This is a genomic window from Actinoplanes sp. CA-131856 (genome assembly GCF_050956135.1).
GTDB lineage: Bacteria > Actinomycetota > Actinomycetes > Mycobacteriales > Micromonosporaceae > Actinoplanes.
This window is the reverse complement of sequence record NZ_CP191849.1, coordinates 7,420,672-7,437,246: the sequence shown is the minus strand read 5'-3', so window position 1 is coordinate 7,437,246 and position 16,575 is coordinate 7,420,672. Positions and strand designations below refer to the sequence as shown.

Here is a 16,575-nt window from a genome sequence, read left to right as displayed (position 1 = left end):
CCGCCGGTGGCGCTCGCGAGCGTCAGATGACGGCCGTGGGCCGGCTGCGCACGATCGCGCCCAACTGCGCCCGGGAGGTTATCTCCAACTTCGGGAAGATCCGGTGCAAATGCGAGCTGACCGTACGGTGTGACAGGTACAGCCTCTCGCCGATCTCCCGGTTCGTCATGCCGTCGGCGGCCATCTGCGCGATCTGGAGCTCCTGGGCGGTCAGCCGCTCGTGCGCCTCGACCGTGCGGCGCCGGCTCGTCTCGCCGGAGGCGCGCAGCTCCTGCCGGGCCAGCTCGCCCCACGGGGTGACGCCGAGACTGTCGAACGTGTCGCGGGCGGCCCGCAGCGGTCCCCGGGAGTCGGCCACCCGGCGCTGGCGGCGCAGCCATCGCCCGTACGCCAATTGGACCCTCGCCCTTCCGAACGGGCCCTCTTCGAGAGCCGCCCGGAACAACTCCTCGGCCCGGTCGTCGCCGGCGAGGACGGCCCGGGCATGCCGGAGGCCACCGTGCAGCGCCGGCGACGGGGTCCGCCGGCCGAACTCCTCGATCTCGGCCACGACCTTCTTGATGTCGTCCGCGTGTCCACTGTGCACGGCGGCGTCGGCCAGGTCGGCCAGGGAGAAACACCGCAGCGCCGGGTGGAACGAGGGATCGGCCGGGTCGTGCATGCGCCGCAGGTGCTCGTACGCCTCGGCGTAGCGACCCGCCCCGAGCGCCGCCAGCCCACGGGCGAGCCGGGCCGTGGCCAGCACCGGGCGCACCCCGCCGGACAGGGCGCCCTGCTCGGCCACGGTGGCATGGCCACGCGCGGCCTCCTCGTCGCCCCGCAGCGCCGCCAGCACGGCCGCGGTGGACCGGCCGATCCCGACGAACAGCGGCTGGGACGTCTCGGCGGCCAGCCGTGCGCACTCCTCGGCGGCCGGGATGCCCGCGTCCAGGTCGGCCAGGTGGGCGGCGCTCCACGCCTGCGCGCCCAGGGCCCGGACCAGCAGGCCGAGCCGGCCCTGCGAGCGCAGCGCCGGAAGGGCGGCCGTCGAACAGGTCAGCGCCAGGTCGAAGGCGCCGACCAGGATCGCCGCCGAGCCCACCAGCCGCACCGCGTCCGGGTCGCCGCCCGCGCGCTCGGCGCCGCGCCGCAGGCTGGCGATGACGGTGGCGCCCCGGTCGATGGGCGCGGCGAAGGCGAGGATCGCCAGCAGGTCGGGATCGTCGGCGGCCACCGGCAGAGCCTCGGCCACGTCGACGATCCGGTGCTGGGCCGCGATGTCGGCCCCGGTCCAGAACGAGCGCAGCGCGGCCCCGTTCAGCAGCCGCAGCGCGACGTCGACATGCCCGTCGGCCGCCACCCGCTCGGCCGCGGCCGCGATCGCCTCCGGCCGCCGGTGCTCCTCACGCAGACCGCCACCGAAGCTCGCCTCGATCCACAACAGCTGTCCTCGCTGCCGCGGCGACAGCTCGGCCGTGCGGGCCTGCTCGATCAGGCTGGTCACCACGTCGTGCCGGCCGAGCTCGACCGCGGCCTCGGCCGCGCGCAGCAGCCGCTCGGCCCGCCGGGCCGGGTCGGCGGTGAGCCGGGCCGACCGCTCCAGGGCCGACAGCGCGGCCGTCACGGCCCCACGCCGCCGGGACTGCGCGGCGGTCTCCTCCAGGCCGGCGGCCACGCTCTCGTCCGGCTCCGAGAGCGAGGCCGCCCGGTGCCAGATGGCCCGGCCGGGCTGGCCGGCGAGCACCCGGGCCAGGGCGGCGTGGGCCGCGTGGCGCTCGGCCAGGCCGGCCCGCTGATGGAGGGCCGAGCGCATCAGCGGATGCCGGAAGCGGACCCGGTCCTCGTCCGGCTCCAGCAGGGACGCCTGGACGGCCGGCCCGACGTCGGCCGTCGTCCCGCCGCTCGCCGCGAGCGCCTCGGACAGGGCGTCGCCGTCGTTGAGCGCGGCCACCAGCAGCAGGGACCGGGTGGCCTCGGGCAGTTTCGCGACCCGGGCCGCGAACGCCTCCTCCAGGCGGTCGCTGAGCGGGCGCAGCGCCTCGGGAGCGGGTGCCGCGGCCAGCTCGACCAGGGCCAGCGGGTTACCGGCGGCATCGTCGAGCACCTGGCGGCGGAACCCCGGCGGCAGCGCGCCGGCCCGGGCGTCGAGCAGGGCCTCCGCGGCCTTCTCGCCGAGCCGTTCCAGCCGCAGCATGGGCAGGCCGGCGCCGAAGGAAGTGGGGAAGCCGTCGCGGACGGCGGCCAGCAGGAGCACCGGGTCGGCGTCGAGCCGCCGCGCGACGAAACCGAGCACCTCGGCGCTCGCCTCGTCGAGCCAGTGCGCGTCCTCGAGGATCAGCAGCGTGCCCTGGGTCTCGCCGACCATGTTGAGCGCGGCCAGGGCGACCAGGAACAGGTCGGGAGTGGCGGCGGCGGTCATGCCGAACGCGGCCAGCAGGGCGTCGCGCTGCGGGGCGGGCAGGGACCCGGCACGGTCCAGGACCGGCCGCAGCAGGGTGTGCAGACCGGCGAACGGCAGCCGCGACTCCGCCTCGACGCCGGTCGCCGACAGCACGAGCAGGCCCTCGGCGGTGGCGGTGCGGCGGGCCGCGTCCAGCAGCGCCGATTTGCCGATGCCGGCCTCGCCCCGGACCACGAGCGCTCCACCGCGGTCGCGGACGGTCCGCACCAGCCCGTTCACCAGCCGAAGCTCGGCGTCACGGCCGTAGAGCGCCTGGTCACTCATCGATTCTTTCCCCCATCCCCCGATCGTGAGCTTAGGCGTTGTCGGGTCAAGGACGGAGCCCACGGGCGGGTCGGGGACCGTCCTACGCTCGGCGGAGAAGAAGCTGGGAGGAGACATGCCGGACACGACTGAGGTGCTGCTCGAGCCCGTGGCGGAGCCCGCGCTGACGGCCGATCGACTGGTGGCGGCCGCGCTGGCCGACGCGGAGGTGTCCGCCCTGCTGGGCGAGGCCAAACCGGAGACGGTGATCGGCAGCCCGCCGCAGTGGGAGAGCCGGGACGGTGAGCAGAAGGGCGCCTACCGGGCGCTGCTCTACTCGACCCGGTCGGGACAGGCGGTCGAGGTGTCCGGCGACACCGGCCGGCCGGGCGAGTTCCGGGTCCGGCCGAGCGCGCACGTGCCCCTGCCCACGCGCGCCGAGCTGCGCGAGGCGGCGGCCATCCTGCGCGAGGACCCGGACTACGCCGACGTCGTCCTCTACCAGCCGATGCCGCCGCTGGCCAACGTCGAGCGGGACGACGGCACCGTCCAGCGCCGGGTCACCCTGGGCGTCTACCGGCCCGCCGACAGCCCCAAGCACCGGATCGTGGCGGTCGACCTGGCCGACCGCAAGGTCGATCTGTCCCCCGAGGGCGTCGACCGGCACACCAACCACGACTGCGAGGCGACGCTGCCGGTCGGCGTGGAGAGCGAGCCCGACGCCGGCGGCCCGGGCCGGGTGAACGTACGGGTGGTCCAGGGCGGCACCGAGCTGTGGAGCTTCACCGTCGTGCGGCCGCGCGACTCCGAGCCCACCACCTACGGCAAAGGCTCCGGGGTCGAGCTGCGCATGGTGCGATATCGCGGCCGGCTGGTGCTCCACCGGGCCCACGTGCCGATCCTGAACGTCCTCTACGACGACGGCACCACCTATCGCGACTGGCAGAACGAGGAGACCCCGTTCCAGGCCGTCGGCACCGACCCGGTCGGCAACGGCTGGCGGGTGTGCAGCCGGCAGCCGGCCACCATCCTCGAGTCCGGCACCGACGCCGGCGACTTCCAGGGTGTCGCGTTCCGCTACGCCGACGGCGAGCTGCGGATCGTCAGCGAGGTCCAGGCGGCCTGGTACCGGTACGTCTCGGAGTGGCAACTGCGCGACGACGGGATCATCAAGCCCCGGTTCGGTTTCGCCGGCACGCGCAACCCGCGGACGTGCAAGCGGCATCAGCACCACGTCTACTGGCGGCTCGACTTCGACATCGAGGGCGCGGGCCGGGACATCGTCGAACGGCGGGTGCCGCCGGCGCCCAACCAGCCGCCGTGGGTCCGCCGCCTCCGGGAGGGATCGGTCAAACGGGGCGTGCCGGCCCGGCCCTGGCGGGTGCGCGACAGGGACACCAACCGCGGCTACACGATCGTGCCCGGCCTGACCGACGGCACCGCCGACCCGTACGGCGTGGCCGACATGTGGTTCCTGCGCTATCACAGCGACGAGATCGACGACGGATACGGCGGCGTCAGCGGCACCCCGTCCCAGACCCAGAACAAGATCAGCCAGTACGTCGACGGGGAGAGCATCGACGGCACGGACGTCGTGATCTGGTACGCCGGCCACTTCATGCACGACCAGCAGCACCCCGACCCGCACGTCGGCCACATCGTCGGCCCGGAGCTGCGCCCGGTCAACTGGGCCTGACCGGTCACAGCCGGATCAGGTCGGCGACCTCCCCGGGCAGGCCGGGCGAGGTCAAGACGTGGCCCATGCCGGGCACGACGTGCAGCGTCGCGCCCGGGATGGCGGCGGCCAGGGCCTCGCCGTGACCGAGCGGATAGATGGGGTCCTGGTCGCCGTGCACGATCGACGTGGGTGCGGTGATCGACGACAGCGGGGCGTCCAAGCTCGGGTCGGGCACCCACACGGCCCGGTGATGGTGGGCCGCGGACGACGGGTCGGTCGCCCGCGACAGCGCCAGCTCGAGCATGGCCCGGGCGGCCGCCTCGTCGAACGGCCGGACCGGCCCGTTGAAGACCCGGAACAGGGCCACATCGGACTCCACGCCCGGCGGCAGCCCGGCCGCCTCGTGGGCGAGGAAGGCCGCGGTCGGCGGTGGCAGATCGCCGGGGTCGGCCGGCTCACCGGCCCGCGCCCGGGCCCACAGCTCGCCCGGATCGTGACCCATCGGCGAGCTGGACATCACCGTCAGGGAACGGACCCGCTCGGGCGCGTGCACGGCCAGCCACTGCGCGATGATGCCGCCCAGGGAGGCGCCGGCCACGTGCGCCGAGCGGAGGCCGAGGCCGTCGAGCACGGCCAGGCAGTCGCGGGCCATGTCGCTGATCGTGTACGGATGGGCGTCGAAGTCGACGACGCTGGAGCGGCCGGTGTCCCGGTGGTCGAACCGGATCACCTGGACCCCGCGCTCGACGAGCCGGCCGACCAGCTCGCCGGGGCAGCTGATGCCCTGAGCGGCCGATCCCATGACCATGAGAACGGCCGGGAGCCCGGGATCACCGGTCCGCTCGGTCCAGATCCGCAGCGGCCCGGAGGTCACGAACTGCTCCCGTGAGTCGACCATGCGGGCACGATAGCGGTTGAGTACGCGTACCCATGCACGCTTTTCCCCGGCCGACAAGACTTCACGGCATGAGACGGTTCCTGGTGGTGGCCCTTCTGCTGTCCGGCGTGGCGGGATGTTCGTTCGAGGAGGCGATCTGCGGCTCGGGCGAATATCCGGTGGCCGCCGTGGACAGCTTCACCGGGCGCGGATGTGTGCCGGACGGTGAGCCGGTGCCCGAGGGATATGTGCGCTTCCCGGCGGGTAAGGAGCCGCGGAAGGTGGGGGACGAGTGGGACCGGTACTGGGAGTCGCACAAGCTTGACCAGCGGGGGAACGAGATTCGGTAACTTGTCGTACGCCCGTGGGAAGGTCGGGGCATGTACGAGGAATGGACATCGGAGCTGCCGTACGTCGTCGCGTGGCGCAGTGTGACGGGAGCGCGCGACGGGCCCAAGCGGATCCTGCCCGACGGCTGTCTCGACCTGATCTGGCGTGACGGCACGGTGTTCGTGGCCGGGCCCGACACGACCGCGCAGCTCGGGCTGCCCGTGGTGGGGAGCCGGCATGTGGCGCTGCGATTCGGCGCCGGCACCGGCGCCGGGGTGCTCGGGGTGCCCGCCTGCGAGATCGTCGACCGGCAGGTGCCGCTCGACGATCTGTGGCCGGCGGCCGAGGTGCGTGCCATCGCCGAGTCGGGCGATCCGCTGGCCGCGCTCACGGCGGCGGCGCGGCGGCGGTGGCAGGGGGCCGACCGGGTGATGGTCGCGGTGGCCGGGGCGGCCCGGGCCGGGGTGCCGGTGGGCCTGGTGGCCGAGCGGTGCGGGCTCAGCGCGCGGCAGCTCCAGCGGCGCAGCAACAACGCCTTCGGATATGGGCCCAAGACGCTGCACCGGGTCTTCCGGCTGCAACGGGCGGTGGCGCTGGCCCGGGGCGGGGCGGCGTTCGCGGCGGTGGCGGCCGACGCCGGCTACGCCGACCAGGCCCACCTGGCGCGTGAGGTGCGGGCCATGGCCGGCGTGCCGCTCGGCGCGCTACTGCGATGACCAGGCGAACAGGTCGACCACGTTGCCGTCGGGGTCGGCCACCTGGGCATATCGCTGACCCCAGGGGGCGTCCCAGGGCGCCTTGACCGACTTGTGCCCGGCGGCGGTCAGTTCGGCGTGGACACTGTCGACCTCTGCGGGGTCGGCGCAGAGGAAGGCCCAGCCACCCGACGGCTCGCCGGGTCGATAGTCCGGGTCGAACGACTGCAGTGACGCGTGGGTGTCCCACATGAGCCGGATGCCGCCGGCGACCGTCGCCTCGGCGTGCGGCTCGGTCTCGGCGCCGGGCGGGAACTCCAGGCCCAGGCGGCGGTAGAAGGCCAGGGAAGCGGCCATGTCGGCCACGGCCAGGCCGATCGCGTTGAAAGTGGGTGCCATGTGACGACCGTACGGCCGAAGGGGTTTCGAGGTCTTGAAGAAAACGGACGTCACTGGCGCGGTGGCCCGCACGCCGCAGGGGCCGGCGGGCCACCGCGTCTCTCAGCCGGTGATGCCGTGGACCGGCGGAACGGTCAAGGTGCGGTTGCCCGGTGTGCCGCCGAGGATGATCTGGCGCAGGGCCGAGTTGTTCGTGGTGTCGAGCTCGGCCAGCTTCTTCTCCGGGTTGGCCAGCACCTGGATGTAGTAGGTGCCGTTCGGCAGATCGGTGATCTCGAACGACTGGCCGGGGCGGTACTGGCTGTACGTGTCGCCGTTGCCGATGTCCAGGACCTCACGGACGGCGACCACCGTGTTGGCGCCGCATGAGGTGGACAGGTCGGTGTTCTCGGGACGCCACTTCGCGTTCGGGATGGTGAAGTCGACCGCGTCCGTGTTGGCCAGGCAGAACGCCTCCTTGCCGCTGCGCACGGCCAGCTTCTGGCTGGAGTCGAGCAGGTTGTACTGGGCGAAGTCGGTGAAGTGCCAGTGCTTGTGGCCCTCGCGCGCGTCCCACTCCATGGTGCCGGCCGGGCGGCTGCCGACCTGGTTGCCCTTGGCGTCGAAGAAGTACTGGTACGCGTCCATCAGCTCGGTGCCGGTGCGGCGGAAGCCGTCGACCAGCAGCGGGGACGTGCCGGCGTTCCACACCGTCGCGCCGAAGTTGACGTAGTCCTTGCCGTCCTCCTCGGACAGCGCGATCTCCCAGGCCGGCAGCGAGCGCAGGTCGGGCCGCGGGCCGGCGGCGGGCGTGGCCTTCAGCGGGGTGGGCCGCTTGGCCGGCGCGCGCAGCTCCGGCACGTAGGTGGAGACCTGCGGGCCCACCGCCTCGTGCTCGTCGTGCGCGGCCGGAGCGGCGTCGGCGGCCTTCAGGCGGGCCAGGCCGCCCCTGTCGATCTCGGCGTCCACCACCGTGACCTCGACCTTGGCCGTGCCCTGGTCGGACGGGATGCCGAGCAGCGACTTGTAGACCGGGTTCACCGTGGCCGTGGCGGTGTACTTGCCGACCGGCAGGTCGAACGCCTCGGTCTGCGGCTGGTCGAGGACCGCGGCGTCCCAGCCGGCCTGCACGCCCCAGACCGCGCCCAGCGTGAACGGGTTGTAGCCGCCGCAGCCGGTCGGATAGGGGTTGGTGGCCGGCGCGTCGGGCCGGGTCCGGGCCGACACCCAGCTGTTGCCGCAGAACGGCGTCTTGTACTCGGTGACCACCGCGCCGGACTCGTCGGCGATGGTGATCGTGGTGAAGTCCTTGAGGCCGTTGAAGTCGGTGACCATGCCGGCCGGCAGCGCCACCTTCTTCTTCTTGCCGTTCTGGACCACGGTTCGCTCGGCCACGATCGGCTTGTCGTAGCCGGTGCGCTTGGCCCAGATCTCCAGCGGGTCCTTGCCCGCGATCACGTGCAGGCCCAGGTTGAAGTCGAAGTAGATCTCGCCGTCGTAGTTGTACCGTTCGGCGGTCACCTGCCCGGTGGCGGCCACGAACGACAGCGGAGGCGGGGCGGCCGCGGCCTGGGCCACGCCCACGCCGGTGGCGGTCAGCGCGAGCGTCGCCGCCACCGCGCCGTACCTGATGATGTGTGATCGCCTCATGGGGTCCTTCCGGTCGGGCGGCCGCCGCTGCGGCGACCGCTCCCGAACATCCAAAAAGGACAGCTGTGAGGATCCTGTGAGGTTCCAACGATTTGTGTCTTTCGGCCGAACGACCGCCTCGGCCGAAAGTCAGATGCGCGGGCAGGGTGAACCGTGGCAGACGTCGATGACCTTCCCGGTGAGCAGGAACGTGGCCTTCTGGAGCTGGGCGCTCTCCTGGGCGCGGGGGAACTCGTGCGAATCGAGGCCGAACTCCGGGCCGCTGGGTGCGAGGTTGGTGGGCGGTGGGGCGTACGCCTGACCGCTGTTCCAGACGACGAGGGCCGAGCCGCGATAGGGATAGGACGGGATCGGCGCGATGCCCCAGAACGGGGTGACCTCGTCGGACCAGCCGGGAGCCAGCGCCGGCCGATGGATCCGGGCGCCGATGGTGCGCGCCTCGACCTGGGCCGCGGCCGGTGAGACCTGATGGTCGCCGAAGGCCACGTGCATCAGGACCTGATGAGCGGGCGTACGGGGTAACGGGTTCCCGGTCATGTGGCGGGCGTAGCCGTTGGCCTCGGCCCGGTCCCACAGCATCTGGATCAGCGCGAAGATGAGCTGCTGGTCGTGCTTGTCCGGGTAGGACTGGTCCAGCAACTGCTGGAACGGGGCGAAGTCGACGCTGCGCTGCAACAGCGTGCTGTAGTTCATCGCGGGCACGCCGAGCACCGACCGGGTCCAGTCCTGCGCGATGGCGGTCAGCGCGCCGCCGTTGATGCCGCCCTGGCTGTTGCCGTCGTAGTGCAGGCCGGTGGCGCGGTTGAGCAGGCTGCGCCCCTGTGCGTCGCGGAAGGCGGGGTGCGAGGCGAAGCCCTTCGGCGCGATCATGGCCCGGCCCAGGAAGAGGAAGTTCAGGAAGCTCTGCTGGAGGCGGTCCGGCACGGCCGGGAAGGTGCTGAGGTCACTCCAGGTCTGTACGACGTACGGAATGTCGCCCGAGGCCATGCCGATCCAGCTCGACGCGCAGAACATGAAGTCGTACGTCTGCGCCATCTGCTTGACGTTGCCCGCGTTGATCTCGGTCGGGGCGCCGAGCAGCCCGTGCCCGTAGAGCGAGAGATGCGCCGGGCGGGCCGCGGTGGCGCTGCGCGGGAGGTTGCAGACGAAGTCGGCCGCCAGGTCGCCGGACGGCTCGGCCAGCAGCCGCGATCCCGGGCCGCCGTCGCCGGTCAGATATTTCGGCACGGTGACCGTGCCGCGGACCTGGCGGGCGATGCGCGCGTCCTGCTCGGCGGTGTAGTCGGTGACCTGGCTGACCGTGAACGCCGGGGGGCGGCCACCGAGGGCGGCGAACGCCTGGTCACGCATGTGCAGCACCCGCCCGGTCAGGCCGGCCGTGCTGGCCACGGTGAACTCCCACGGGCGCGGCGCGCGGATCGTCTTCCCGGCGCTGTCGCGCAGGTGGCGCAGCACGACGCGGTAGCGGGTGGCCTCGCGCAGGGCCACGGCGGGCCGGATGATGAGCAGCGGCCGCTCGGTCGCGTGGGCGTCGAGCTCGGCCCAGTGCGGCGTGCGCCGGCCGGTGCGGGTGTCGATGAGCAGGATGGGCGCGTCCGGGGCCAGCGAGCGGCCGATGTCGGTGACCGGCGCGATGCCGGAGGCCACCGGGTCGAGACCGGGCACCTCGGCCAGGATCGGCGTGCCCGGGCTGAACCCGTCCTGCCGGTTCCACTCGGTGGGGTCGATGTGCTTGCCGGCCACGTTCGCCGGCAGCGCGTCCGCCCCGAAATGGACCCGGCGCCCGGTCGGACTGTCGCGGTCGGGCACGGTGAACCGGTCGCTGGGGAAGGGGAGCAGGCCGGTCGCCGGCTTGGCCACGGCGGTGGAGGGCGTCAGGACGACTATCACCGCCGAAGCCATGAGTGCGAGGCGGCGCTTCACGCTGGGCATAGACCGATGTCTACGCCGTCGTGACGCTCTGAGCAACCTCGACTACGTACAGTGTGGGGATGGGAATCGACTTCGCCCGGTCGGACAGATCGCGTCTAGGGATCGAGTGGGAGATCGCCTGTGTGGACCGGCGCAGCGGGGAACTGGCCCCGGCCGCACCCGAGCTCCTGGCCAAGATCGACGTCGCGGACGGGTTTCCGCACGTCACGAGCGAGCTGCTCACCAACACCGTCGAGATCGTCAGCGCGCCTCACCGTCGAGCGCGCGACGCCGTGGACGACCTCACCCGGCTGGCCGAGCGGGTCGGTGACCTGGCCGAGCCGATGGGCGTCGACCTCATCTCGTCCGGCACCCACCCGTTCAGCCAATGGTTCCAGCAGCAGGTCACACCGGGTAAGCCCCGGTACGACACCCTCATCGACCGCACCCGGTGGTGGGGCCGGCAGATGATGATCTGGGGCGTCCACGTGCACGTCGCGGTCGACGACCGCCGCAAGGTGCTGCCCATCATCGACGGCCTGCTCACCTATCTGCCGCACTTCCAGGCGCTGAGCGCGTCGAGCCCGTTCTGGGCGGGGGAGCGGACCGGGTACGCCTCCAACCGGGCGCTGATGTTCCAGCAGCTGCCGACGGCCGGGCTGCCACCCTGCCTGGCCGACTGGCAGGCGTACGAGGAGCTGGTCGGCGACCTGATGCACACCGGCGTCATCGAGGAGCTCAACGAGCTGCGCTGGGACATCCGCCCCTCGCCGAAGTGGGGCACGATCGAGGTCCGCACCTTCGACGGCATCTCCACCGCGTGGGAGATCGCCGCCATCGCGGCCCTGACGCAGTGCCTGGTCGAGCATTTCTCGGCCGAGCTCGACGCCGGCCGCGAGGTGCCGAGGCTCCAGCCGTGGTTCGTCCATGAGAACAAATGGCGGGCGGCACGGTACGGCATGGAGGCGATCATCATCCAGAACAGCGCCGGCGACGAGCTGCTGGTCACCAAGGACCTCGAGGAGCTGATGCCGGCCCTGGCCCCGGTCGCGGAGTCGCTCGGCTGCACGGCCGAGCTGGCCCGGCTACGGGACATCGTGGCCGGCGGCGCCAGCTATCAGCGCCAGCTGCGGGTGGCCGACGCCAACGCCGGCAGCCTCAAGGCGGTCGTCTCGACCCTGGTCCGGGAGTTGCGCGAGGGCCGCCCGCTCTCGTGAAGAGGCGGGCCTCAGCCGGGTCGTCATCCGGCTGAGGCCCGCCTGGGCGTGACCGGTCAGCCGACCGGGCCGGTGGCCAGGGTGATGGTGGCGGTGTGGGACTGGCCCGAGACGTCGGTCCAGGCGACCTTGACCTTGTTGTCCGGGTGGTAGCGGTCCAGCAACGTGGTCAGGGCGGTGGCCGAGGCGACCCGGGTGCCGGCCACCGAGGTGATCACGTCGCCGCGGGTGAGGCCGGCCGAGGCGGCGGGGGAGCCGGCGACCACGCCGAGGACGGCGGGGCCGGTGGTGGCGTAGGCGGAGCTGTCGGTCGTCTGGATGCCCAGATAGGCGGTGGCGCCGATGTGGACCGTGGACGACGAGTCGCCGGAGCGGATCTGGTCGGTCAGCTTGACGGCGGTGGCGATGGGGATCGCGTAGCCGGCGCCACCCGAGGACTGGTAGCTGAAGCCGGCCGAGGCGGCGGTGTCGACGCCGATCACCTCGCCCGAGGTGGTCAGCAGGGGGCCTCCGGAGTCGCCGGCCTCGATGTCGGCGTTCACCTGGATCAGGTTCGTGAGCTGCTCGGAGGAGCCGCTCGACTCGTCCGAGGCGGTGATCGACTGGCCGAGGGCGGTGACGGCGCCGCCGACCGCGCTCGGGGTGCCGCCGGTGCCGCCGGCGTTGCCGATGGCCACGACCGGGTCGCCGGTCTTCACCGTGGTCGAGGTGGCCAGGGTGGCGGTGGCCAGACCGGAGGCGCCGGAGAGCTTGATGACGGCGATGTCGGCGCTCCGGTCGTAGCCGACGACGGCGGCCCGGTAGTTCTTCCCGTTGCCGATGTCGGTGACCGTGATGCTGGTGGCCCCGGCGACGACGTGGTTGTTGGTGAGGATCACACCGTCCGAGGTGAGCACGATGCCGGTGCCGGCCGCTTCGGCGTTCTGGGCCCCGAGCACCGTGGTGATGTCCACCAGAGCCGGGTCCACCTTCGCGGCGACCGCGGCCACCTGGCTGGCGGTGGCGCCGCCCGCGGTGGTCGTGGAACCGCTGGACCCCGATCCCGATCCGAAGCCGGAGCCTGATCCGAAGCCGGATCCCGAGCCGAAGCCCGATCCGGAGCCGGATCCCGAGCCGAGGCCGCCGTCGCCGGACTGCGAGCCGGTTCCGGGGACGAGCGGAAGAACGGGCGACGCGCTGCTTTGCGTCGATGAGGACGAATTGTCCGGGTGAAGGGACCAGCCCGCCGCGAACCCGCCCCCGGCGGCGACCACGAGCGCGGCCACACCACCGCCGATGGCCAGGGCCAGGCGGTTGAGGCGAGGCCGGGCCGGCGCCGGGTGAGGGTAGGGCTGATAAGGCTGGTACTGCTGCCATCCCGCGCCTGCGGAGTGCCCGCCGGGCGGCAGCCATCCGCCCTGGTGAGCCGCCGCAGTCGGCTGCGCGCCGGGCGGCAGCCATCCGGCGTGGCCGGGCGTAGCGGTGGGGTGCGCGCTGGGCGGGAGCGGCCCGGTGGGGCCGGGCGTGGCGGTGGGGTGCGCGCCGGGCGGGAGCGGGAAGCCCTGGGCCGGAGCGGGCGCGGGGTGTCCGCCGGCCGGGGTGGGGGCGGGCGTGTTCTGGTCGGGAATGGTCACCGGAGTCTCCCTCTGGGCGAAGCCTCGTTCACCTCCGGTGTAGTTCGGTTTCCTATGGGCCCGCTGTGCGTCTCCTGGAGGAAGCTTGGAGGGTCAGGCCCGGCTCGACCACGCCGCCCACAGCTGGGCGTAGCGGCCGCCGGCCGCCACCAACTCGGTGTGCGAGCCGTCCTCGATGATCTTTCCGTGTTCCATGACGATGACGCGGTCGGCCGAGGCGGCCTGGGTGAGGCGGTGGGCGACCAGCAGCGCCGTCCGGCCCTCCAGCGCGGCCGTGGCCGCCTGCTCCAGGTCGCGCGCGCCCTCGCTGCCCGCCTCGGCCGTCGCCTCGTCCAGCACCACGACCGGCGGGTCCTGCAGGACCACCCGGGCCAGCGCCAGCTGCTGCGCCTGCGCGGCCGTCAGCTGGTGACCGCCATCGCCGACCACCGTGTCGAGGCCGTCGGGCAAGGTGCGGGCCCAGCCCAGCGCGCCCACCCGGTCCAGGGCCGCCGCCACCTCGTCGTCCGACGCCGCCGGGCGGGCCAGCCTGAGATCCTCGGCCAGCGGCCCCGCGAACACGTGTGTCTCCTGGCTCACGATCGCGATCGTCTGCGGCGGGAGCTTGCCGACCGGAACACCGCCGACCGTGACGTACCCCTGGGAAGGTTGGAGAATGCCCGCGGCCAGTGACGCCGCCGTGGTCTTGCCGGCGCCGGTGGAACCGACCAGGGCGACCCGCTCGCCCGGGCCGACCCGCAGCGAGACGCCGCTCAGGACGGGCTCCGAGCCGTACGCGAAGGTGACGTCGTCCAGGGTCAGATCGCGCCCGGCCGGCGCCGTCACGGTCGTACGGCGCTCGATCTCCATGCCCAGCACCCCGACCAGCCGGGCCAGGCTGGCGCCGGCGTCCTGGGCCCGGTCGAAGGTGGCCATCAGCAGCGTGACCGGGCCGAACAGGCGATGGAACAACAGCGCGGCGGCCGAGACTTCACCGACGGAGACCAGATTTCCCCGTACGAGCAGGAAGCCCGCCACGAGCACCGCGCCCAGCCCCGCCAGTTCGGCCCGGTTGATGCGGCCCACGAAGCGCGTGTAGAAGCCGAAGACGTTTATCGAGATGTCCCGGGCCCGGCCCGAGGCGGCCGCGATGCTCTCGAGCTGGCGGTCCTCCAGGCGATAGGCGTGCACCGTCGGCAGGCCCTGCATGCCCTCGACGAACAGCTGCGAGCGGGCGGCGATGGCGACCCGCTCCTCGGCGTACGACGGGGCGGCCCGCGGGAGATACCAGCGCAGCGCGATCACGTAGAGGGGCACGGCGACCGCGCCGGCCAGGCCGAGGCGCCAGTCGATGCCGGCCATCGCGACCAGTGTCAGCCCGGCCAGCAGGATCGCCGAGATCATGCCGGGCAGGACCTCCTTGACCGCCCGGTCGACGGCGGCGATGTCCGCGCTCACCCGGGACAGCAGGTCGCCCCGGCCGGCCCGGTCGAGCACCAGCGCCGGCAGCCGCAGCGCGGTGGCGACCGTGCTCTCGCGCAGGTCGGCCAAGACGCGGGAGCCCAACCGGCCGATCAGGAAGCCGGCCAGCCCGGTGGCGGCGCCGCCCACCACGGCCGCGACGACGATGACGACAGCGACCCCGGCGATGGAGTCGGCGTCGCCGCCCGCGCTGATCCGGTCGACGAGCAGGCCCAGCGCGTACGCGGGGGCGATCGAGGCGGCCGCCGCGACCATTCCGGTCAGCAGGGCGAGCCCGGTCTCGAGCCGGCGCCCGCGCAGCTCACGGCCCACCCAGGCCCTGGTCGCGCGGGGTGTGGCCACGGGGAGGATCACCGCAGCACCGCCCGCCGATAGGTCTCGTCGTGCTCGCTGAGCTCGGCGTGCCGCCCCTCGGCGGTGACCGTCCCGTCGCCGATGACGACGACCCGGTCGGCCGCCGCGAGCAGGGCCGGGCTGCTGGTGATGACCACGGTGGCGAACGATGGTCCCTTGCGCAGCTCGCGGATGCCGTCGGCGATGCTCTGCTCGGTCACCGCGTCCACCGCGGTCGTCGGATGGTGCAGGACGAGCAGCGGCGGCCGGGCGTGCAGCGCGCGGGCCAGGGCGAGGCGCTGGCGCTGGCCGCCGGAGAGGTTGGTGCCGCGCTCGGTGATCTCCGCGTCGAGTCCCTCTTCGTGGAAGTCGACCGAGGCCGCCCGCAGAGCGTCGTCGAGACGGTCGCCGCCGCGCAGGTCGATGTTGGCGGCCAGCGTGCCGCTGAAGAGATCCGTCTGGTGCGGTTCGACATGCAGGAGCCGCCGCGCCTCGTCCCGGTCCACCGCTTCGAGGCGCTCACCGTTCAAGAGAATTTCCCCGTCGTACGTCTCGGGGAAGGCCAGCAGGCGCACGAGAGCCTCGGCGTCGGCGGGCCGGTGCGCGACCACCCCGACGAACTCGCCCGGCCGCACGTGCAGGTCGATATCGGTGAGCGGCCCGTGGGACACGGCGTCGAGGCGCAGCTCGTACGGCGTACGGGAAAAGGTCTTCGTTCCTTCTCGCAGAACGTGCCCGGCCCGGGTGACCGAGGCGACCCGGTCGGCCGAGGCCCGTGCCGTGGCGACCCAGCTCGGCACGACCGCGAGCACCCCGAACGGCTCGATGAGGAACTGGGCCGACCCGATCACGGTGATGAACTGGCCGATGGTGATCCGGCCGGTCAGCGCGAACCAGCCCGCCGTGATCGCGATGCCGCCGGCCAGCAGCATGCTGAGCAGGGAGGAGACGCCCTGGTAGGCGTTCTGGGTGCGGGAGGCGCGCACCGTCGCGGCCAGCGACCGGCGGCTGACCGTCCGGTAGCGCTCGGCGGCGGCGTCCTGGCCCTCGAATCCGCGCAGCGGGCGCAGCCCGGTCACCAGGTCGGTGGCGAGCGAGGTGGCCTTGCCGGCCTGACTCTGCTGGTCGGCGACGCGGCGGGCGATGAGCGGGGCGGTGAGGTTGAGGACGGCCAGCACGATCGGCGTGGCGATGAGCACGATCAGCCCGAGCGGCCGGGAGATGACGAGCAGGGTGACGGCACTGACCGAGGCGGCGATGAAGGAGCTGGTGATCCGCGGAATGTGGTCGAGGAAGTAGGACGTGTACTCGGCGTCGGTGGTGGTGACGGTGAGCAGGTCGCCGGAGCGCTGATCGGTCCGCAGCCCCCGTGGGTGCAGGATCTTGCCGGCGACCTCGACCCGCAGCTGGTGACCCTCCTCGGCGATGGCCCGCTGGAGGTGGCGCGCGCCGAAGCGGTAGGACATGGCCAGCACCAGATAGACCAGCACAAGCACGCCGATCCAGAGGGCGAGCGCGCCCCAGTCCCCGCGGCCGACCGCCCGGTCGACGATCACACCGATCAGAACTGGCACGAGCGCCGCACACAACTGGTACAAACCGGCCAGGGCGGTCCCGGTCCAGAGGCGCTTGCCCTGGCGGGCGACGGCCCTGCGCAGGATCGCCGTGCCGGGCTTACCTTGTCTGAACAACCGCCGAGCTCCCTCATTCAAGATCAGGTAAGGCTAACCTGCCCTCCGAACGGGACGT

General features: G+C 72.9%; 12 protein-coding genes. 4 read left to right on the top strand and 8 right to left on the bottom strand.

Annotation, left to right across the window (positions count from 1 at the left end; genetic code table 11):
- Positions 1-22: 22 nt before the first annotated feature.
- Complete coding sequence (locus ACQP2X_RS34395; protein WP_498689040.1) at positions 23-2,704, bottom strand: ATP-binding protein; 2,682 nt, start codon at positions 2,702-2,704, stop codon at positions 23-25.
- 115 nt (positions 2,705-2,819) lie between these two features.
- Here ACQP2X_RS34395 and ACQP2X_RS34390 point away from each other — a divergent pair, with 115 nt between their 5' ends.
- A complete protein-coding gene (locus ACQP2X_RS34390) occupies positions 2,820-4,379 on the top strand; it encodes a hypothetical protein (RefSeq protein WP_498689039.1) in 1,560 nt (519 codons plus the stop codon).
- 4 nt (positions 4,380-4,383) lie between these two features.
- Here the strand turns inward: ACQP2X_RS34390 and ACQP2X_RS34385 are convergent, their stop codons facing one another.
- The gene (locus ACQP2X_RS34385) at positions 4,384-5,259 is read right to left on the bottom strand and encodes an alpha/beta fold hydrolase (RefSeq protein ID WP_498689038.1); all 876 of its coding nucleotides are present in this window, start codon (positions 5,257-5,259) and stop codon (positions 4,384-4,386) included.
- Between the two features lie 68 nt (positions 5,260-5,327).
- On the opposite strand from ACQP2X_RS34385, the gene ACQP2X_RS34380 reads away from it, so the two are divergent.
- Together ACQP2X_RS34380 and ACQP2X_RS34375 are read left to right on the top strand one after the other, a co-directional pair.
- Entirely contained in the window at positions 5,328-5,588 is a 261-nt protein-coding gene (locus ACQP2X_RS34380) for an SCO0607 family lipoprotein (protein WP_498689037.1), read from the top strand.
- A gap of 30 nt (positions 5,589-5,618) precedes the next feature.
- Complete coding sequence (locus tag ACQP2X_RS34375; RefSeq protein ID WP_498689036.1) at positions 5,619-6,284, top strand: helix-turn-helix domain-containing protein; 666 nt, start codon at positions 5,619-5,621, stop codon at positions 6,282-6,284.
- Here ACQP2X_RS34375 and ACQP2X_RS34370 read toward each other — a convergent pair.
- The 3 genes from ACQP2X_RS34370 to ACQP2X_RS34360 form a co-directional block, all read right to left on the bottom strand.
- Positions 6,273-6,662 (bottom strand): VOC family protein, encoded by a 390-nt coding sequence (locus tag ACQP2X_RS34370; protein WP_498689035.1) that lies wholly within the window; start codon positions 6,660-6,662, stop codon positions 6,273-6,275. The two genes, ACQP2X_RS34375 and ACQP2X_RS34370, sit on opposite strands and share 12 nt — an antisense overlap.
- 102 nt (positions 6,663-6,764) lie before the next feature.
- On the bottom strand, positions 6,765-8,291 hold the full coding sequence (locus tag ACQP2X_RS34365; protein ID WP_498689033.1) for a lysyl oxidase family protein: 1,527 nt from the start codon (positions 8,289-8,291) through the stop codon (positions 6,765-6,767).
- A gap of 129 nt (positions 8,292-8,420) precedes the next feature.
- Complete coding sequence (locus ACQP2X_RS34360) at positions 8,421-10,223, bottom strand: hypothetical protein (RefSeq protein ID WP_498689032.1); 1,803 nt, start codon at positions 10,221-10,223, stop codon at positions 8,421-8,423.
- A gap of 59 nt (positions 10,224-10,282) precedes the next feature.
- Between ACQP2X_RS34360 and ACQP2X_RS34355 the strand changes: the two genes are divergently transcribed.
- Positions 10,283-11,419 (top strand): glutamate--cysteine ligase, encoded by a 1,137-nt coding sequence (locus tag ACQP2X_RS34355; RefSeq protein ID WP_498689031.1) that lies wholly within the window; start codon positions 10,283-10,285, stop codon positions 11,417-11,419.
- 56 nt (positions 11,420-11,475) lie between these two features.
- Here ACQP2X_RS34355 and ACQP2X_RS34350 read toward each other — a convergent pair whose 3' ends face one another.
- From ACQP2X_RS34350 to ACQP2X_RS34340, 3 genes are all read right to left on the bottom strand, one after another.
- Entirely contained in the window at positions 11,476-13,032 is a 1,557-nt protein-coding gene (locus ACQP2X_RS34350) for a S1C family serine protease (protein WP_498689029.1), read from the bottom strand.
- A 93-nt stretch (positions 13,033-13,125) separates the two neighbouring features.
- The gene (locus ACQP2X_RS34345) at positions 13,126-14,847 is read right to left on the bottom strand and encodes an ABC transporter ATP-binding protein (RefSeq protein ID WP_498689026.1); all 1,722 of its coding nucleotides are present in this window, start codon (positions 14,845-14,847) and stop codon (positions 13,126-13,128) included.
- The gene (locus ACQP2X_RS34340) at positions 14,844-16,517 is read right to left on the bottom strand and encodes an ABC transporter ATP-binding protein (protein WP_498689023.1); all 1,674 of its coding nucleotides are present in this window, start codon (positions 16,515-16,517) and stop codon (positions 14,844-14,846) included. The genes ACQP2X_RS34345 and ACQP2X_RS34340 overlap by 4 nt, the downstream gene beginning before the upstream one ends.
- Positions 16,518-16,575 lie beyond the last annotated feature (58 nt).